Here is a 20,008-nt window from a genome sequence, read left to right on the forward strand (position 1 = left end):
TACTGCGAGCGTTATCCGCACGTCGGCATGGAGCGTCCCAGCCAAAATCCGTCAGGGGAAGGGGACGATGTGGCCGTCTCGATTGCCCGCGCGCTGCCGGAATCTGCGCAGGTCAGCCAGACGGTCCGCCCGTTGTTCTCTTGGAGGCGGGCACTGATTTGATCCTCGTCGCCATAGCCTCCGACCTCATTTATGAGGTGCTCAAAGAGGCGTCTGATTAGGGCCGGGGGGGGACGAGCAAGAGTGCCTGCTCCATGCTGGCAAGCTTGATTTGGGTCTCCTCATACTCCTCGGCAGGCTGAGAGCCCTCAACAATCCCGCACCCCGCGAACAAATGACAGTGCCGAGGGGCGATCAGCGCCGAGCGCAGAGCCACCAGGAAGTCACCGTTACCCTGTGAATCCAGCCAACCCACAGGCGCCGCATACCAGCCCCGGTCGAAGCCTTCGTGGCGACGGATGAAGTCCATGGCGGTCGCAGTTGGCAATCCACCCACCGCCGGCGTTGGATGCAGCGCGTGGATACCGTCCAGCAAACGCTTGTCTGGGTTGAGTTGCGCCATGATCGGCGTGCTCAAGTGCTGCACGTTGGCCAGCTTCAGCAGGTGGGGGGATGACGCGGCCTGGAGGTCGCTGACCTTGCCGTCCAGGGCTTGGGTAATGGTCTGCACCACCAGTCGGTGTTCATGTTGCTCCTTGGGATCGGCCAGGAGCCGTTCACCGATAGCGTGATCCTCGTTGGCCGTCATGCCACGTCGCGCGCTGCCTGCCAGGGCATGGGTGGTCAGACGACCCTCCTGACAACTGAGCAACCGTTCGGGCGTGGCACCCATGAAGCAATGCTCGCCACGGTGCAGCGCGAACAGGTGGGACGCGTTGCGGCGTGCGTGCAGACGCTGCATCACTGCCCCACTGTCGAGGGGTGCGTCCAGTTGGTACTCGATATGCCGCGCCAACACCACTTTGTTCAAATCGCCAGCTGAAATGGCCTGCAATGCCTTATCGACCTTACCCTGCCATTGCCGGCAAGGCAGTGCATTGCGTTCGATGACGTCGGGCGCAGTGGCCGTCGCGGCGGGAGGGTTGAGCAATTGTGCATAGGCCGCCAGGCTGTCGCGAGCCAATGCCTGCGGGTCGCTGTCGGGTCCGACCACCCGCTGGCAGCGCAGCCAGCGGCCGTGGGCGTCTTCGCTGAGCAGCCAATGGGCCAGATGAAAACTGGCGTCAGCGAAGGCGGCCCAATGGGGGGCGCACGGCCGCTGTTCATCGAAGCGCATGCCACCCAGCAGCAACGGTGCCTTGGACCCAACGATTACCGCGTCGGCGCACAGGGCGAACCATTGGCGGTCCACGTCGAGCATGCGCCGGGGGCCGCAGGCCTCGATCTGCCAGGCGCAACCCAGGCCGAACAGCGCCAGGTCCGGCGAGTGCGTGCACCAGAAGAACCCCTGCCTGTGGGCTTCATAAAGGGCCAGGGCTTCCAGCGTCGGCGCGGCGTATGAAGAAACGGCCATGACTGGCCTTTGATACGCCACCGCACGCTGGTGCGCGGTCTGGAACACCTTGAGCAACGCGTTCTCGTTCATACCACCTTGCTCTTTTTCTGCAGCCAGAAGGCGGTCTGCTCGGCGATGTACCAGTGGATGATCTGGTTGAACAGCCCCTCGATAAACTCACCGTCCAGCCCGACCGCCTGCGCCCATTGACGGCGCTGCGGCAACATCGCTGCGACGCGCTCCGGCGCGGCGATGCTGGCCTGGTCAGGTTTGAACGCGGAGGCGGCCTTGACGTACTGCATGCGCAGGCCGAGGGCGTCGATGATTTGCTGGTCGAGGCTGTCGATGGCCTGACGAATGTCCGAAAGGCCGGTGCAGTGTTCCGGGGTTTTCATACCGAGTCTCCCTGAAGGTAGGCAGTGCGTTGCAACAGGTGATGGATCACCGGTCGTGGTTGGTGCTTGAGGTAAAAGTGGTCGCCCTCGAACAGGCGAATATCCGGGATGTGATGGCTGAGATCGGCCCAGTCGCGGGCCTGCTCAAGGCTGACTTCCGCGTCATCACGGGCCAGCAGCACATCGAGTGGCGCCGTCAAGCGGGCAAGCTGCTTGGGCCGCCAGGTTTCGATGGCCTGGTAGTCGCTGCGCAGGGTCGGCAGGAACAGCGCACGCAGTTGCGGGTTGGCCCACAGGCCGGCGGCGTCGGCGTCCTGGCGCAGGATATCGGCGATCAGCGTGGCGTCGTCCTGGCGGTGCAGGTCACTGGGCGGTTGCCGGTGCGCAGGCGCGTGGCCCGAGACGAACACATGGGTGGCTCCACAACCTGCCGCCTGCAGGCGCACCCCCACGGCGTAGGCGAGGGCGGCGCCCATGCTGTGGCCGAATAGCAGCAAGGGCCGGGCGGGCAGCGTTTGCAGCGCTGCGGCAATGTGCATGGCCAGGCTCTCCAAGCACGGGATATGCGTTTCGTTGAAACGCTCTTCACGCCCTGGATACTGCACGGCCAACAGGTCGATATCCCCCGGCAGGTGCGCCAGCCACGGACGAAAAAAACTCGCGCTGCCCCCGGCATGCGCCAGGCACACCAAGCGCGCCCGCGCCAGTTCGCTTTCTCGCAGCACGCGCAGCCACGGCGATGCAGCGCCGTTCATAGCGCCAGCACCTGCTCTGCCAGGGCCTTGCGGTTGACCTTGCCCAGGCGCGTCAGCGGGAACTCGCGCAGCACCTGCAAGCGATCCGGCAATTTGTAGGCGGCCAGCCCACGTTCACGCAGCCAGGCGTTGATCGAGGCCAGGTCGACCTGCTCGCCGTGGGCCAGCACACAGGCGCAGCTGCGTTCCCCCAACAGCTCGTCGGCCAGGGCCACCAGCGCTACATCGCGAATCAGTGGGTGGCCGAGCAGCAGGTTCTCGATCTCTTCCACGGGGATTTTCTCGCCACCGCGATTGATCACGTCCTTGCTGCGTCCCTCGACGATCAAATGCCCTTCGGGTAGGCGCCGCACCAGGTCGCCGCTGCGGTAAAAACCGTCGGCGGTAAAGGCGCGCAGGTTCTGCTCGGCGGCGTTGTAATAGCCGCGAATGGTGTAGGGACCACGCACCAGCAATTCACCAATGGCACCAGGTGCTACCGGCTGGTCGTCGGCGTCGACGATGCGGATCTCATCGTCGGCGGTCAGCGGTAGTCCCTGGGTGTCAAACACCAACGCCTGCGGATCATCCAGCGGCGTGAAACACAGTAAACCCTCGGCCATGCCGTACACCTGTTGCAGGCCGCAGCCCAGGGCCGGGCGGATGCGTGCGGCAATCTCGGCCTTGAGCCGGGCACCGCCGACCTGCAGCCATTGCAGGCTGCTCAGGTCGTTATCGGACCATTGCGCGACTTCCAGCCACAGCAGTACCAGTGGCGGGATCAGGGCGGTGTGGGTGATGCGTTCGCGTTCGATCAGTTCGAAGGCGGTGTCCGGGCTCGGTTCCGGCGCCAGCACCAGGGTGGCACCGACGCTGAACACGCCCAGCGCACCGGGGGAGGCGAGGGGGAAGTTGTGCGCCACCGGCAATGCGGCGAGGTAACGCGTATCGGCATCGAACCCACACGCCTGGGCCGCCAGGCGCGCATTGCACGCGTAGTCGTCATGGGTGCGCGGGATCAGCTTGGGCAGGCCGGTGGTGCCGCCGGACAGCAGCAACACTGCCACCTCTCGCGAATCTGGCTGCGACCATTCTCGCGGGCTGGCGACACACTGCGCCAGGGGCACAAACTCCTCGGCGGCGCCAACCACCCACACCTGTTGCAGGCTCGGCACTTGCGCACGCAGCGTGCGCGCCAACGGGCGATAGTCGAAGCCCAGATGCTGATCGACAATCACATAGGCCACCGCCTGGCTGAGATACGCCAGGTGCGCCAGTTCATGTTCACGATGGGCCGGCAACGCAAACACCGGAATGACGCCCAGGCGCAGCAGGGCGAAGGTCAGGCTGAAGAATTCGGCGACATTCGGTAACTGCACCAGCACCCGCTGGCCAGCCACCAGCCCGCGCTCAGCGAGACCGGCGGCCAGACAGTCGGCCTCATGGTTGAGCTCGGCGTAGGTCCAGCGCCGAGTGCCGTCTACCAACGCTTCTTTGTGCGGCGTACGCCGGGCCTGCTCGCGCAGCAGTTCGCCCAGGGGCGCGCCGCGCCAGTAGCCTTGCTCGCGGTAGCGGTGGATAAAGTCGTCGGGCCAGTCAGTACATCCATCAAGCATGGCAATCTCCTTGGGCAGTCGGGCAGCTCAACAACTGGGCGCCGTGCAAATTCAACGGGTGCGCAAGACCGGTGATATGCACCGCTTGTACGCCGGTGTGCGTGGCCGGTTGCAGGCGCAGCAGCGGGTCATCGCCGGCCAGTAAGTTGAGGGCGGGGTGATCGTCGGGGTGTACGCCCAGAAGAATCGCGGCCAACCCGGTGGCGCCATTGGGGTGCACCCTGCGCGCCGGGTGCTGGGAAGGTGAGTAGGGCGTGACCAGGAATGGCAGGCGGTCATGGCGCGGGTACACGAAGCGAAAGCGTGTTTGACTGCCATCGGCGCAGGTGCGTCGCCAGTTCACCGTGCGCCCCATGTGCACGCCGCAGGCCGCGAGGCTCTTGAGGCGCGGCGCCAGGGCCGGGTCTTCGCACAGCAGGGCGAGGTCGCAGAAGCCTTCGCCCTGGGCGGCCCAACGCAACATGCGCCGTCCGGCCCCCCGGCCGGCGAGGCAGTCGATGGGCCACTTGAACAGCCAGGCATGCCGAGGCGTGGTCAGCAGTTCGATGATCGGCCCCTGGCTGAACCAGATGTGCGCGTGTTGCGCGCTGGCCTCGGCAGTGGCGTAAGTGACCTCGAAGCCGGCAGCGCGGAAATTCGCTACGGCCTGGTGCAGATCGCGCACCCACAGCAGCACATGGCTGCATGCGGAAGAGGGTTGGGCAGTGTTCAAAACGGCAGGGCTCCCAGCAGTTGGGCGGTGTCGTCACCGCAAGGGGGGTGTACGGCGTCGGCACGGGCCTGGAGTTCGGCCAGTGGCAGTGCACGCGGCACCGGTGGTTCGATCAGTTCAGGCATGCCGATCAGGCTGTTCATTTCGCGCCAGGCCATGGACACCTCGGTGGCCCACACACCGCTGCGCAGGCGGCGTGCGGGTTCATCGATGTCGCGACACAGCTCGCCGAGGGCGACAGTGACTGCATCGGGCCAGACCTGGTTGAACACCTGGTGGTAGCTCGCCGGGGTCTGCGGGTCGAGCACCACCATGGTCGGACCGGCCAGGCGTTCGCTGCCGGGGCCGGCCATGATCAAGCGGTCGGTGTTGTCCCGTGGGGCGTGCAGGCGCGGGTTCCAGAGCACCGGGCCATGGGTGTCACCCAGGCTCAGCACGCCGGCTTCGCAGCCCACTTCGAGGCGATGCAACAGGAAGGAATGGTTGTCCGGGTCCTGGGGGTGCACCTGGTTCTGAATGCGCAGGCTGATCGGTACACCGTTGAAACGCGCGTTGAGCCGCGTGAAGGGTTGCGTCCCGACTCCGGCACCCGGCGCTGCGAACACCCAGGGCCGCATACCCCCGGCGAGACGCCCGAGAATGTCCAGCAGCGGGTAGGCGACCTGACTGTTGCAAGCTGCGTCGATATACGCCAGCCCCTGCTGTTCGCGCAGGTACTCGGCCACGGTGAGAAAACGCCGGATCGCGAGGATATTCGGGTACAGCGTGTTCACCGCATAAGCCGCGCGGCCCTGGCGCGCGGCCTGCATGCACGCAGCGATTTCGCGGTGGTGCACCGGGTGTTCCTGGAGCACATGGATGCCCCGCCGCAGCAGGTGCTGGGCCAGCTCGCTGCCGGCGCCGCCGGTGGCGCCTGAGCGCACCACCACGCAGGCGATATCGACGTCATCCGGCACTTGCTCCACAGCCTCGTACAGCGGCACGCCATAGTGCGCGGCGCAGGCGCGGGAGTAGGCATTGCCGCGTGACAGGATGCCCACCAGTTCGTAGTCGGCTTGAGCGCGCGCCAGGGCTTGCAGGTAAATACGGCCGAACGCGGTGCCAGCAATGACCACGCGTTTGCGTACAGGCGGGCGGCTCATGACCAGGTCACCGGCAGGCAGTGGGCGCCGCGAAAAAACGTCGCGGTTTTCCATTGCACTTCGCCGCAGCGTTGCAGGTCGGGCAGGCGCACCACCAGGGCGTGCAGCGCCTCCTGCAATTCGACCCGTGCCAGGGCCGAGCCGATGCAGTGATGCAGGCCATGGCCGAAGCCGAAATGGCCGTTGGCATCCCGATGCAGGTCCAGCGCCTGCGGGTTTTCAAAGCGTGCGGGGTCATGGTTGGCGGCGCCGATGGAGGCGAACACCGCGTCGCCCTGGCGCACCAGGGTTTCACCGACCTGAATGTCTTCCAGCGCGTAGTGCACAAACATCGCCGCCGAGGTCAGCGGGATGTAGCGCAGCAGCTCTTCGACCGCCTGCGGTATCTGCTCGGGATCGGCCTTGAGCTGTTGCCACTGGGTGGGGTTGTCCAGCAGCACCTGGATGAAATTGGGGATCTGCGCGGCACTGCCTTCGTAACCGGCGACCAGGATCGCAATGCACAACAGCAGCAATTGCTCCTCGTTGAGGGACTCGCCTTTGTCGTCGGTCTGGGTCAAGGCGGTCATGAAGTCATCCCGCGGTTCGCGTCGACGCTCGGCCACCAGGCCTCTGATGTACGCGGCCAGTTCACCCAAGTGACGTTGGGTTTGGGCTGCGTCCTCGGTGCGGGTCGACAGCAGTGAATCGTTCCACACCTTGAAGCGATCACGGTCCTGAACCGGTACACCGAGCAGCTCGCAGATCAGTGCCAGGGGCAGCGGCAGGGCGTAGTCGTTGACCAGGTCGGCAGGCGGGCCGGCGGCGAGCATACGGTCGATCAACTGGTGAGCGTAATCGCGGGCGTGGGGGCGCAGGGCTTCGACGCGGCGACGGGTGAAGGCCTGGGCGGCGCGCGAGCGAATTCGCGTGAGTTGCGGCGGGTCCATCATCACGATGCCACCGGCGATGCGCGGAAACGCGCGGGGGCTGTCGTCGCGGCGAAACGCCTCGCTGCGGCTGAAGCGCCGGTCGCCCAACACCAGGCGAACATCGTCGTAGCGGGTGGCGAGCCAGGCGGGGGCGCCGATGGGCATCTGGATGCGCAACAGCCCCGGTGCCTGCTGGGCATGGCGATAGGGCTCGGCCAGCTTCAGGTCGGTGAAGCAGTTGAAAGGGTAGTCCAGTGGGGTCATGGCAAGTCCTTGGCGGTGCTGAAGTCGGGCAAATGGTCGAGCAGTTCCAGCTGCAGCGCGGGGTCTTCCAGATGGGCCTTCAGTGCGGCGCGGCTCAGGCGTTGGGCCGGGACCTGAGCTACGAATACGCGATGGCCCAGGCTCGCCAGCGGGTGTGCGGCGGCGGGCAGGCTGCGGTTGCCGTGGAAGCCGGCCCGCGCCAGTGCGCTTTGCCATTGCATTAGGTCCAGAAATGTGGCGCTGCTGAGTTGGCGCTCGTCGCTGGCCTGGTTGAGCATGAAAGCCTGGGAGGCCATCACCCAGAATGCTTCCTGGGTCGGTTCGCTGAACACCAGCCAGCCGCCCGGTTTGAGCAAAGCGAGCAGGGTGGCCAGGGAACGTTCGGTGTCGCGGGCCGCATTCAGCACGCCACCGGCGACGATCAGGTCCCAGGTCTGGCTTGGATAACCCTGGGCCAGGGCTGGGCGGTCGATATCGAACACGCCGTGGCGCACCCACGACCAGCCCTTGAGCCGCTCGGCGGCTTGCTCGCTGAAGTAGCGCGATACGTCGGTGCACAGGTAATCCACATTGGCATTGGCCAACGTGGGCAACACCGCCTGGGTGGTGGAACCGGTGCCAGCGCCGACTTCCAGCACGTGCAGCGGCACACCGGCCGGCTGGCGTGCGGCCCAGGCGCCGATCCAGTGGGCGACGGCGCGGTGCTGGTATTGCGCCGCCAGGCTTTCGCGGTACAGCGCTGTCGCGCGTTCGGTGCGGCCTTCGGGAAACAGCAGATGCACCGCCGCACATTCACCGCGCATCAACGACGGCAACTGCCGCGCATTCTCCCGCGCATAGTCGAGGGTGCCGCTGCCGCCGGTATTCCGCGCCCAGTCCACGCTCAACTGCGCCCAAATACGTTCAAGGGCGGCATCGCTCCAGGCATCTGCGTCGAGGGTGGGCTGCAACCTATCGGCGGCACGTTGCAATAGGCCCTGGGATTGCAGCACATCGAGCCAGCGTGCAATCAAAGGCCGGTGACCGGGGGCAATGCCGGCCAGCGCCAGGCTGTGTGCCACGTCATTGAGCGGTGCAGGCAGCAGCCCGCACTGCTCAAGCCCATTGAGCATGGAGAGCAACGCGGCATGGCCCAATCGGTCATTGAGTCGCACTGCCTCCCTCAGCTGTGCGGCTTCAAATTGTTGATCGAGCGCCGCCTCGGTTGCGGCCAGGTGATCGTCTACCGGCATGCTCGCGCAAGGACGCGGGACCACGAACAGCGTCTGACCGTGCAGGGCCGCGGCATTGACTTGGGGATGGTCCATCGCGCGCTCACGCCAGCGTTGATGCGCGAGCTTGATGCTGGCCAAGTCGTGCCATTGCTCCGTGAAGCCTTGGACGCTGCAATCGAGGTGCGCCGCCGCTCGCTCCGCGAGCTTCCAGTCACCGGAGCGGTTGCTGACGAACAGCAACTGTTGCAGGTGGCTGAGATCACTCAGCGCCAGCGCGGGGAAATCCAGCAGGCACTCCAGCTGTTCGGCGCTCATCATCACTACCGCGGGGCGTTGGCGCTCAAGCAAGGCCAGCAGCCGGGCGGGCGCCAACTGATGAACGCCCAAGTCGGTAAATGCAGGCAGTTGCCAGGGCGCAGTGGGCAGGTCGATCAGCAGGGTATCGACGTTCATCGGGAAACTCCTGTGGCATGGAACAGACGTTGCCCGGCGACGGCCAGCGGGTCGGTCGCGGCGGGCCATAGGTCGAGCAACTCAAAACCCGCGGCGTGCAGGGCCAGGCGCCAGGCGTCGGGTGAGAGGAACACCTCATCGGTGGCCCTTGGCGGGGCGCCGGCTGGCGGGGATAGCAACAGGTGCATGAAGGTCAGCATCGCCGGGTTGTCGGCGATGGATTCGCTGAACAGCAGGGTGCCGCCGTCGCGCAGGCAATCGCGGATTCGCGCCAGGCTGCGCGGCAGGTCGCAGGCGTTGTGCAGCACGTTGCCGGCAATTACCAGGTCCTGGCTGCGGGGTTCGATGCCTTGTTCGCTGAAGTCGCGATCGAGGTCGAGCAGGTTGAATTGCACGCCTGGCTCCAGGCGGAACTGGCGACGAGCCGCGCCGGTAAACAGGGCGCTGAGGTCGGTGAATCGATAGACCTTTTCGCGGTCTTCCAGGGCCGCGAGTACAGCGCGGGTGGTGCAGCCGGCGCCGGCGCCGAGTTCCAGCACTTGCAGCACTTCGTCGGCCTTGCCGGCCTCCCGCGCGCGGGCCGCCAGCGCCTGATTGATCGCGGCGGTGAAGTGGTTGTGCTGGTACGCACCGAGTACCGCCACCGGGTCCCCGGCAAGCACCAACAAAGGCGCCAGGGCAATCTGGTCGCGCAGCAACTCGGGCAGGCGCTCGATGACCTGGGCATGCAGTTGCGCCATGCTCGGCGGGAAGCCCAGTTCCGCATACAACTTTGGTAGATCGCCGATGGCTGCTTGTGGCGGCGTGCCGTGCCACGCAAACCGGTCGTTGTCTTCACGCACGGCTCCGGCACGCGACAACGCCGCCAGCCAGCGCCGCACAATCCAGGCATGGCGCGGTGCCGTACCGAGGGCCTGGTTAAGGTGTTCGGCTGTTCGCCACACCTGCATCGGCAAGGCCTGCGTATGCAGGAGCACGTCAGCCATGACGCCCAGGCTCAATTGTTCCAGTGCGTTGAGGGCGGTGTTCATAGGCAACCTTCTTCGGCGTATTGCAGGTGTTCGAGCGGGTGGTCCAGCAGGTTCAGCGTGCGGATCGACGAGGTGCGTTGCAGGCGTTCAAGGCTGGCGGCGGGCGGCAAGGCGTGGGCGGCGTGATAGCAGCCGGGGCGGATTTCGCCTTCGAGCACACTCACTACGGTGATCGCCGCCATGGCGCCGGTCAGTGCCGCATTGCCGGCGCCGCTGAGTACCAGACTGCGAGTGCACGCTTGGCCGTCGCAGAGACCATCGAGTTGCAGCAACAACGTGACAAAGGGTGGCTGGCCACTGAGGTCCAACTGGCTGGCCGTGCATAAGCGTTGCACCGCTTCGGCACGCGGCAGGTTGTGCGCCTGGTCGAGGGCGTTGAGCACATGCCCGTCGGTTATCACGTTGAACCACTGGCCTGTCTCCAGGTGCAGGTCCCTGGCCAGGCGTTCGCCTTCCTCGTTCAAGTAGGGCAGCACATGCACCGGGCCGGGGAAACACGGCAGCAGCACATCGCGACGGCGCCTCAGTGCGCGGCTGCACCGGCCGTTGTGCCAGGCCGCCAGGGGCTCGCTGGAGCCGTCAACCGCACCTTGCAGGAAGTCGTCCGCGGCCACCGCCGTGAACTGGTCGCGCAGGCCGAAATAGCTGGTCAGGCCCTGCACCCGAGTGAACCCTTGCGCAGCCAGCCAGCGCGGTAGCAGGCCGGTGAGCCCCGGTTGCAGGCCCGCGCCAAGCACCGCGCTACGCCCGCGCCATAGGGCCGGGTCGAGGTGTATATCGCCGGCGGCGTCGACGTAATGTGCATCGGCTTTCAAGGCGGCCTGTGCGGCACGCTCCGCCACGCGCCAGGAGGGGCCGGCGCAATTGAGCAGCACGTCGCAGCCACGGGCGAACCTGGCCAGTGCGGGCGTGTCGTTGAAGTCCACGGCCGTCCATTGCAGCCGAGCATCCGGCCATTGCTGATGCAGCCGCGCCAGGCAACGCGCGCCGGTGTGCGCGTCACGCCCGCCCAGGCGCAGGTTGTGCAGGCCCAGGCTCAACAAGGCCTGCGCGCTGGCCAGGCCGACGTCACCACTGGCACCCAGCACCCCGATCAGCATGGCTGGGCCTGCGCATTCAGGCGCCAGCCGCCGGCGCGCTGACGGTCATGCCAGAACCCGGCATAACGACCGTTGAGGCTGAGCAGTTGCGCGTGGGTGCCCGATTCCACCAGACGCCCCTGGTCCAGGACCAGGATCTGGTCGGCGGCCATGATGGTCGGCAAGCGATGGGCGATCACCAGCACGGTCGAGTTTTGCATCAGGCGGTGAATCGCGGCTTGTACGAAGGCTTCGTTGTGCGGGTCGAGTGCAGCAGTGGCTTCGTCCAGCAGCACGATGGGCGCACGCTTGAGCAACGCCCTGGCCAGTGAGACGCGCTGGCGTTCGCCCCCGGATAACGATGCGCCGCCTTCGCCCACCGGCGTGTTCCAGCCCTGGGGCAGGCGTGCGACGATTTCATCCACACCGGCCAGCCGTGCCGCTTCGGCGACGTCGCGGGCACTGGCGTCCGGGCTGCCCACGCGGATGTTCGCTTCCAGGCTGTCGTCGAACAGGTACACGTCCTGCATCACCAGCGACAGTTGCGCCATCAGCGCCTCGCTGGACTGTTCACGCACGTCCACGCCGCCGACCTTGACGCTGCCCGTGGTGGTATCGAAAAAGCGCATCAGCAGGCGAGTGACGGTGGTCTTGCCCGAACCCGAGGCGCCGACAATCGCGGTCATTGAATGGGCCGGGGCGCTGAAGGTCAGGTCCTTCAATACCGTCGGGCCACTGGGGTAGGCGAAGCTCACCTGTTCGAAGGCCAGGCTGCCCGGCGCGGACAAGGGCTGGCTGACGACGGGCTCGGGCAGCGACGGCTCACGCAGGATGCCCACCAACTGATCCAGGTCATTGCCGGCCATGCGCAATAGACCGCTGCGTGCAGCAGCTTCGGCCAATGGCCCCACAAACCGCGCTGCCAGGGCGAGCAGGGCAACCAGCTGGATGGCATCGATTTCACCATGGGCAGCCAGGGTAATGCCCACGCCTACCAGCAGCGCGAACGCCAGCTGCACGGTCAAACCGCCAGCGAGCAGCTTGGGAAAGGTCTGCGACAGCATCGAACCACCGGCCAGCTTTTGCGCCTGATTGGCCGCCTGCAACGGCGCGTAGCCGTCCTGGGTGCGACCAAACGCGCGCAGTACTTGCTGGTAGCGGGCGAACTCCACCACCCGGTTGCCGGCCAGGGTCGCGGCGGCTTCCACCCGCGCATCGTTGCTGCCGATGGCGGCGGCCGACCAGTGATGGGCGAAGTAGATCAACGGCGCACACAGCACGGTCGTCAGGCCCAGGCGCCAGTCGAACACGAACAGGGTCAGTGCCACGGTGGCCGGCACCACTACCCCGGACACCACCGGCCCCAGGTAATGGGCAAACAAACCGGTGACCATCAACGTGCCGCTGGTGGCGCTGCGCGATAGGCGTCCAACCTTTTCCGAGTTGAACCAGCCCAGGGGCAGGCTGACCAAGTGCTGGCCGAGACGATCATGCAACGTCGTCAGCACCAGCAGAGCTAGGGCAAAACCCTGCATGGCCTGCTGGTAGTGGGCGACGCAGGTCAGCACCACCATCGCCGCCAGGCCCGCCAGCCAGGTCATGGCGCTGGGCAAGTCGCCGACGAACAGCGCGTGCAGGATCGGCACCAACAGGGCCACGGCCAGGCCTTGCAGCACGGCACTGGTCACCAGCCACGCCAGGTAACGGTAGAGACGCGAGGCATGGGTCGGGCCCAGTAAGGTCACAAGGCTACGGATCACAAAGACATCTCCAAGGCAGGGGTTTCGGCACCTGCTCGCCACATTCGGGCATAGGCGCCGTTGGCTTTCAGCAGTTGTTCATGGCAGCCGCTTTCCAGCACGCGGCCCTGGTCGAGAACGACGATCTGGTCGACCCCACTGATGCTTGCGAGGCGATGGGCAATCACCAGCACCGTGCGACCACGTGCCAGGGCCGACAGGGCGTCCTGGATCAGCGCTTCGGATTCGGGGTCGGCGTGGGAGGTGGCTTCATCGAGGATCAACACCGGCGTGTCCGCCAGCAGGGTGCGGGCGATGGACACGCGCTGCGCTTCGCCACCGGAGAAGACCGCATCGTCGCCGATCACCGATTGATAACCCCGGGGCAGGGCCTGGATACGCGCATGAATCTGCGCCGATCGCGCCGCCGCCACGACCTCCGCATCGCTGGCGTCGGGGCGGCCGAGGCGCAGGTTATCGGCGACTGTGCCGTGCACCAGCTGCGCGTCCTGCAACACGAAGCCCACGTGTCGATACAACTGGTGCGGGTCGATCTCACGCACATCGGCGCCACCCACGCAGATGCGGCCAGCGTTGACGTCATGAAAGCGCGGCACCAGCTTGGCCAGAGTCGACTTGCCGGCACCGGATGCACCGACCAATGCGGTGACGCTGCCGGCTGGACAGTGCAAGTCGACGCCCTTGAGGATCAGGTGCTCGGCGTCGTAGCCGAACTGCACCTGTTCAAAGCGGATGTCGCTGCCTTGGGGTTGGACGCAGGCCTTGGGCGTGGGCAGCTCCTCGACGTCCAGCAGTGCTTCGATGCGATCGGCTGCCGCCAGGGCCGTGCGCTGGGCCGTGAGGCTCTGGTTGATCACCAGCAGCGATTGCGGGATGACCACCGCTACCAGGGTTTCGGCGAACAGTTCCAACGGCGTGATCCAGCCGTACGCCAGCAACAGGCTGCCGACCCCCAGGCTTACCAGCAGGATCACCGGCACACTCAGGGCCATCGAAGAAAAGGCTTCCAGGCGCAGCAGCGGCCTGACCCAGCCGGCGTATTGCTCGCTGAACTGGTTGACCGCCTGCTGATAGCTGCGATGCGCCTGGCCGACCTGGCCGAACGCTTTGACCACGGCAATGCCGTGCACGAACTCGACAATTGCCGCGCTGACCCGGGTCATGCTCTTGTCCAGCAACTGCATCTTGGCGCCGAAGCCGCGCATCATCAGGGTGTAGGCCACTGCGTAGATGGGCAGCGTCAGCACCGCCAGCAGCGCCAGCCGCCAGTTCAGCGTGGCCAGCCACAGCAAGCCCGCCAGCGGGGTGACGATGGCCGCGGTGAGTTCCACCGCATGGTGGGCGACCAGGTGGTGCAGGTCTTCGAGGTCATCCTGCACCACCTTGCGCACGGCGCCGGAGGTGGTGTCGGTGTACCAGCCCAACGGCACGCGCCCGAGCTTGTGCACCATGGCTTCGCGCAAACTCGATTGCAGCCGGTGGTCAGCCACATGGGTCAACCACAGCGCCACGCCGCTGGCCATCCACCCTACGCTCAGGGCGATCACCACCAGCGCGGCCCACAGCCACAGGGTTTGGCTGTCGGCGCTGCCGGCCAACAGCAAGCGGCCCAGTTCGGTGAGGCCGATAAAGGGCACCAGGTTTACCAATGCGCCGAGGGCGGCGAACGCCACACCGAGGCGGATGAGGCGATTGACCGGGCGTTTCAGGGTATCCAGGGCAGTGGTCATGAGTTTTTCCGAAGGGCCTCAAGCAGGTGCCCAGTAACGGTGTGGACGTGGGGCGGTTCGATCACGCTGAAATGGTTGCCGGGCACGTCGATCAACTCGAAGCGGCCCAGGCAGGCGTCTTCCCAGAACGGCGCGGCCAGATGACCGACGCCGCCGGTGATACCAAACGATTGCTGCTCCAGGCAGCGCAGGTAGGTCATGTTGCCGAGGAACGGCGGCGGGTCGAATCGCGCCGCACGCATGCTGTGGCGGCACACGCGGAACAGCGTCGGCACCAGTTCGGCGCCGATCGGTACGCCGGCCTGGCCTGAGGCCAGATGCGCGTATTCGGCCAGGCGCTCCTCCTGGCTGCGCGCCGATTGCTGTTGTACCGCCAGCGCCAGCGCGTCCAGCCCCGGATCGCCGCTCAACGCCGCCATGGCCCCGGCCGGCACGCGGCGGTTGTCGCGGGCCATCAACAGGTCGATGGCACGGTACACGTCGTAGTCTTCGATGTGCGCACCGAACACGGTTTTCACCGGGTCCAGGTTCAGGTTGGGCACGAAGATCGCCTCGTAGGCCAGTTCTTCGTCGGTGTCGATGAACATCGGGATGCTGTCGATCAGGCTCAAGTCGACCACCTCCATGCCGCGTTCGAGCAAGCGTCGGGCAACCTCAGTGGCCAGCAGGCCGCCGAGGCAGTAGCCGATCAGTTGGAAACGTTGATGGCCGTCGGCAATCAAGCGCTCGGCGTAGTCCTCGGCCACGCTCTCGATCAGGCGTTTGGGCTCCAGCGCCAGGTACTGTTCGGTGTCCGCCACGGCAAAGCCAATCACCGGACCCGCCTGCTGGTCGGCAAGGGCGCGGCCCAGGTGCTGGAAATAATCCAGGGTGCCGAGGGCCGCATGGAACATCACCCGCACCGGGCCGGCCTCACCCCCGCCAAACGGCACCACCAGCGCGTTGCTGCGGGATGAGCGTTGCGCTTCACCGCTGGCGGCAACTCGGGCCGGCGTGGTTTTGCCCTGATTGAGCAGGCGCGCGAGGGCGGCGACATTCGGCTCATTGAGCATCTGCCGCAACAAGGTGTCGTAGCTCAGGCTTTGGGCCTGGGGCAGTTGCTCACGCAGTTGGCCGGCGACACGGGCGAGGATCAGCGAGTCGGCGCCTTTTTCATAGAAGCTGTCCTCGACGCCGATCTGCGCCAGCCCCAGGGCGTCGGCCCATACGCGACACAACTCGGCGGTGAGCGGATCGCTCGGCGCTTCTTGACTGCTGGAGGCCTGGGCATCGGCGGCAGGGCGCCAGCCGGCCAACGTCTTGCGGTCGACCTTGCCGTTGGCGGTCAGCGGCAAACGGTCGAGTACCTGCAGGTGCGCTGGCAGCATGTAGTCCGGCAGGCGCTGGGCCAGGGCGCGGCGTAGGCTGTCGACACTCAGACGCTGCACGCCGGCCTTGAAGCGCGCGGCGAATACCTGCATGCCGAGGGCGGCCAGCGGGTGGTCGGCCTGGGGCAGGGCAGGCAGGCATTCGCCACCGAAGGCCTTGACCCGCGCCTGCCAGATATCGGCGTCACGTAGACCACTTCGGCCCTGGTCGTGGTCGCCATTGACCGGCGTCATCATGAAGCCCTGGGTCAGCAGGATCGGCGGCCACTCACCGGTGGGTTCGCTGAACACCAGCCAACCGCCGGGACTGAGCAATTCGGTGATCTGGCCGAGGGCGTTATCGATGTCTTTGACGCTGTTGAGCATGCCCGCACACAGCACGATATCCACGCTGTTGCTGGCCAGACCCTGAGGGCGGATGTCCTGGTCGATGTCCAACACGCCATAGCGCACCCAGGCCTGTTCAGCAAAGCGTTGCTTGGCCGCCGGCAGGAAAAACGCGGTCATGTCGGTAAACAGGTAGTCGACTTCCAGCCCATCGAGCAAGCCGATGACCGGCGCGCTGGTGGCGCCAGTACCGGCGCCAATTTCGAGGATGCGCAGCGGGCCATCGCCTTGATGGTGGGTGGCCAGGCGATTGATCAGCGCAGCAATGCAGTGGTTGTTGTAGCGCGACACCGCGTCACCGCCATACAGCTGCAATGCCAAGTCCAGTTGGCCTTGGGGGAACAGCAGGTCGAACGGGTTGACCTCGCCCTTGAGCAGTTGCGGCAGTTGCCCCACATGCTTGAGCTGGTAGTCGAGCAGCGCCTGGCTGCACAGCCCCGAGGCGACCGCCTGTTCCACCCGGCCCCACGCCAGTGCCGGGTTGGGCGCGGGTTGCGCGAGGCGGTAGTGCGAGTGGGTGTAGCGCAGCAAACCAGCCTCGCACAGCGCGCCCAACCAGCGGCGTACCAGCCAATGGTGACGCGGCTCGGCGTGCAAGGCGTGCAGGATTGTGCCAGCGTCCGGTTCGGCCCGTTCGCCGCTGAACAGGCCGGCTTTGAGCAACACCTCCAGTATTGAACTCAATGCGGCGGCACTCAGGTCAGCCTGATACTCGCGCACCTGTTGCGCGTCGAAACTACCCACCTGGCTGTCGGCATAGCGTTTGACCGCCGTAAGCAACGACGCGCCTGGAAGCGGCTCGGGTTCGGCGCGTGCGGCGGTGACGAACGCCAACAGGTCGCCACTGACCAGGCTGACCGCACTGTCCACGCCGGGGGTGGCGAGCAGTGCAGCCTCAACCTCACCCAGCTCCACCCGGTGCCCGCGAATTTTCACCTGGCCGTCTTCACGGCCCAGGAATTCCAGTTCACCCCCCGGCAGGTAGCGGCCACGGTCACCGGTGCGGTACAGGCGCTGACCGTCGAGCGGATGAGGAAAAAAGCGTGCGTCACTCAAATCCATATCGCCCAGGTAGCTCTGGGCCAGGCCGACACCGGTGATATACAGGTCGCCCGGCACCCAGGTCGGTGCATCGCGCCAGTGGTGGTCGAGTACCCGAAAGCCTTGGTTGGCCAACGGCAGGCCGTAGGGAATGCTGCGCCACGCTGGGTCGATGGCGCCGATAGGGTGCAGGTTCGACCAGATCGAGGCTTCAGTGGCGCCGCCCAGGCCCACCAGTTTCAGTTCGGGCAGCAGCGCCTTGAGTTGGGGGGGCAGATTCAGCGGGATCCAGTCACCGGAGAGCAAGGCCAGGCGCAGGCTGTCCAGTGGGCGGGGTTCGGCGTGCAGATAGTCGGCGAGCATGTGCAACTGTGCCGGTACCGAGTTCCACAGCGTGACCTGATGGCGCTGCACCAGCTCGGCCCAATGCGATGGGTCGGCGCCGCGTGCGGGGTCGGGCAGCACCAGGGTTCCGCCCACGGCGAGGGGACCGAACAGGTCATACACCGACAGGTCGAAACTCAACTGCGCCAGGCCCAGTACGCGGTCATCGGCGTTGACCTCGAAGCGTCGGTTGATGTCTTGCACGGTATTGAGTGCGGCACGATGGCTGATCATCACGCCTTTGGGCTCGCCGGTGGAGCCGGAGGTGTAGATCACGTAGGCAAGGTGATCGGGGCTGCCTTCGAGCAGCTCGAAATCCGCGCCTGCCGAGGGCAGCCGGTCCACGCTGTGCCACTGCGATGTCTCGGGCAACGGCGTATGGGGCTGCGCCAGGGAATGCCCCAGCACATGCCGCACCTTGGCGCTGCGCAGTACGCGGTCGCGGCGTGCGGCCGGAGCGTTGCTGTCCAGGGGCAGGTAGGCGGCGCCGGCGAGCAACACGCCGTAGGCTGCCACCACCTGGTCGAGTCCCTTGGGCATCAGGATCGCCACCGGTTCCTGCGCGTCGCATCCCGCCTCACGCAGGGCTGACGCCACCGCCAGCGCGCGTTCGGCAAGGGCGGCGTAGGTCAGGCTGCCACTGGCATCGATCACCGCCAGGGCGTGGGGATGTTCCCAGGCCATGGCCAGCAGGCCGTCATGCAGACGGCCGGTGGGCAACGGGGCGGCGGTAGCATTCGCCGCCAAGCGTTCACGCTGCTGCCAGGCCGGCAGCGGCACTTGCACCGGATGTTCCCAGGCTGCCGGGTCCAGGGCCAGCAACTGCAATTCGGCGACGAACGCCTGCTGCATGTCGTCCACCAGGCCGTCGGGAAACACGCCCTGGCGCACGTCCCAATGAATGTGCAGGCCATTGGCGTCATCCATCACCTGGCAATCGAGGGTGACTTGCGGCGTCTGGGTGATGCCGTGGCCAACCCGGCGTTGACTGGCCGGCGGCGCCTCAATCCCCAGGCCGATGGCGCTGGTGAAGACCACCGGCATGGCCGCCGCTTCACGCCCGCGGCGGCGACCGATTTCGCGCATGACCTGGATGCCGGAGAACAACCGGTGCTCCAGGTCGGTAAACAATTGGTTGCCCAACTGGCGTGCCTGGGCGGTGAAGTCCAGGCCCTCGGGATCGTTGACCTGCAACAGGCTGACCGAGGTGAAGTCGCCCACCAGGCGATCCACCTGTGGATGCAGCGGCAGGCGGTTGAGCAATGTCAGGTTGAGGCTGAAGGCGGGTTGCTGGCTCCAGCGTTGCAAGGTCGCGGCATAGGCTGCCAGCACTACGATCGATGGGGTGAGGCTACGTTCGCTGGCTGCGCTTTTCAGGGCAGCCCATGGCTGCGGCTCAAGCCGCGCCGAGTGTCGCTGGAACCGTGGCTCGCGGGTGTCTTCGCCGCTCAGGGGCGTCGGCAGTTGCGGTGCGGCGGGCAATGCGTCGATGCGTGTCAGCCAGTAATCACGGTCGCGTTGGTGGCGGCTGCCTTCGAGCAAACTGCGCTCGGCCAGCAGGTAGTCGCGAAAGGTGATGTCGAGGGCTGGCAAGGCTGCCTGGGGATTCTGCAGCAACAGTTCCAGCTCATTGAACAGCAGCTGCGCGCTGGCCCAGTCGGCGATCAGGGAGTCCATGGAGAAGTGCAGTGTGTCGCCGTTGTCACTGCGGCTCAGGCGCAGCTCAAACAGCGGCCAGACCTCGGTGGGGTAAAGCTTCTGCTCCATGGCCTGGCGAATCTGTTGCACCGTATGCTGGTGCTGCGCGCGGGTGGCGCCACGCAGGTCGGCAATGGTCAGCGAATAGTGGGCGACGTCGGCCAGCACCCGCTGCGAGCCTTCACTGGCGATCACCGCGCGCAGCATGTCGTGGCGAGCGATCAAGCGGTTCCAGGCCAGCTCCACCTGCTGTGGGTCCAGGCTTGGCCAGCTCAGTTCCAGATAGCCATGGCAGGCCACATTACCGTAGCCGAAGGACGATTGGCGGCCCAGCAGGTAGGCGTTCTGCACATCGGTGAGAGGGAAGGGCGTGTGGCGTTGCGCCGGATCAGCCAGCACGAGCGGGCGTTCCTGTGTCTCTAGCAAGTGCAGGATCTGTTGCTTGTGTTCGCGCAATTGCGCCAGGCGCTCGGTGTCGAGCAGGCCCTGGGGTGCACGGAATTTCAGTTGTCCGTCCTGGGGCCAGAGTTCGACGCCCAGGGATTTGAGTTCGCTTAGCAGTTTGGCGGCGGGCATGGGTACAGCTCCTGGGAAA

General features: G+C 66.0%; 13 protein-coding genes. All 13 read right to left on the reverse strand.

Going from position 1 to position 20,008, the window contains the following annotated elements:
* Positions 1 to 217: 217 nt before the first annotated feature.
* The 13 genes from AC4PS7_RS27515 to AC4PS7_RS27575 are packed head-to-tail and all read right to left on the reverse strand — an operon-like array spanning position 218 to position 19,989.
* Positions 218 to 1,585 carry an isochorismate synthase gene (locus AC4PS7_RS27515; RefSeq protein ID WP_492179844.1) on the reverse strand — a complete coding sequence of 456 codons (1,368 nt, stop codon included), beginning with the start codon at positions 1,583 to 1,585 and terminating at the stop codon, positions 218 to 220.
* Positions 1,582 to 1,890, reverse strand: a complete 309-nt coding sequence (locus AC4PS7_RS27520) for an isochorismate lyase (RefSeq protein ID WP_010210594.1) — start codon at positions 1,888 to 1,890, stop codon at positions 1,582 to 1,584. The genes AC4PS7_RS27515 and AC4PS7_RS27520 overlap by 4 nt, the downstream gene beginning before the upstream one ends.
* Positions 1,887 to 2,645 carry a thioesterase II family protein gene (locus AC4PS7_RS27525; RefSeq protein ID WP_044287148.1) on the reverse strand — a complete coding sequence of 253 codons (759 nt, stop codon included), beginning with the start codon at positions 2,643 to 2,645 and terminating at the stop codon, positions 1,887 to 1,889. The genes AC4PS7_RS27520 and AC4PS7_RS27525 overlap by 4 nt, the downstream gene beginning before the upstream one ends.
* The gene (locus tag AC4PS7_RS27530) at positions 2,642 to 4,240 is read right to left on the reverse strand and encodes a (2,3-dihydroxybenzoyl)adenylate synthase (protein ID WP_198832050.1); all 1,599 of its coding nucleotides are present in this window, start codon (positions 4,238 to 4,240) and stop codon (positions 2,642 to 2,644) included. The genes AC4PS7_RS27525 and AC4PS7_RS27530 overlap by 4 nt, the downstream gene beginning before the upstream one ends.
* Positions 4,233 to 4,952 carry a VOC family protein gene (locus tag AC4PS7_RS27535; RefSeq protein ID WP_031290816.1) on the reverse strand — a complete coding sequence of 240 codons (720 nt, stop codon included), beginning with the start codon at positions 4,950 to 4,952 and terminating at the stop codon, positions 4,233 to 4,235. Before AC4PS7_RS27535 ends, AC4PS7_RS27530 begins: the two co-directional genes overlap by 8 nt.
* Positions 4,949 to 6,094, reverse strand: coding sequence for a Gfo/Idh/MocA family oxidoreductase (locus AC4PS7_RS27540; protein WP_010210589.1), 1,146 nt, complete (start codon positions 6,092 to 6,094; stop codon positions 4,949 to 4,951). Before AC4PS7_RS27540 ends, AC4PS7_RS27535 begins: the two co-directional genes overlap by 4 nt.
* Positions 6,091 to 7,269 (reverse strand): cytochrome P450, encoded by a 1,179-nt coding sequence (locus AC4PS7_RS27545; protein WP_492179845.1) that lies wholly within the window; start codon positions 7,267 to 7,269, stop codon positions 6,091 to 6,093. The genes AC4PS7_RS27540 and AC4PS7_RS27545 overlap by 4 nt, the downstream gene beginning before the upstream one ends.
* The gene (locus AC4PS7_RS27550; RefSeq protein ID WP_044287151.1) at positions 7,266 to 8,936 is read right to left on the reverse strand and encodes a class I SAM-dependent methyltransferase; all 1,671 of its coding nucleotides are present in this window, start codon (positions 8,934 to 8,936) and stop codon (positions 7,266 to 7,268) included. Before AC4PS7_RS27550 ends, AC4PS7_RS27545 begins: the two co-directional genes overlap by 4 nt.
* A complete protein-coding gene (locus tag AC4PS7_RS27555) occupies positions 8,933 to 9,967 on the reverse strand; it encodes a class I SAM-dependent methyltransferase (protein ID WP_183701622.1) in 1,035 nt (344 codons plus the stop codon). The genes AC4PS7_RS27550 and AC4PS7_RS27555 overlap by 4 nt, the downstream gene beginning before the upstream one ends.
* Positions 9,964 to 11,067, reverse strand: a complete 1,104-nt coding sequence (locus AC4PS7_RS27560) for a saccharopine dehydrogenase NADP-binding domain-containing protein (protein ID WP_492179846.1) — start codon at positions 11,065 to 11,067, stop codon at positions 9,964 to 9,966. Before AC4PS7_RS27560 ends, AC4PS7_RS27555 begins: the two co-directional genes overlap by 4 nt.
* Entirely contained in the window at positions 11,061 to 12,806 is a 1,746-nt protein-coding gene (locus AC4PS7_RS27565) for an ABC transporter ATP-binding protein (RefSeq protein ID WP_492179847.1), read from the reverse strand. The genes AC4PS7_RS27560 and AC4PS7_RS27565 overlap by 7 nt, the downstream gene beginning before the upstream one ends.
* Positions 12,803 to 14,536, reverse strand: coding sequence for an ABC transporter ATP-binding protein (locus tag AC4PS7_RS27570; RefSeq protein WP_137206548.1), 1,734 nt, complete (start codon positions 14,534 to 14,536; stop codon positions 12,803 to 12,805). Before AC4PS7_RS27570 ends, AC4PS7_RS27565 begins: the two co-directional genes overlap by 4 nt.
* Positions 14,533 to 19,989, reverse strand: coding sequence for a non-ribosomal peptide synthetase (locus tag AC4PS7_RS27575; protein ID WP_492179848.1), 5,457 nt, complete (start codon positions 19,987 to 19,989; stop codon positions 14,533 to 14,535). The genes AC4PS7_RS27570 and AC4PS7_RS27575 overlap by 4 nt, the downstream gene beginning before the upstream one ends.
* Between the last annotated feature and the right edge of the window lie 19 nt (positions 19,990 to 20,008).

Source organism: Pseudomonas sp. DW-iso3, from assembly GCF_058725305.1.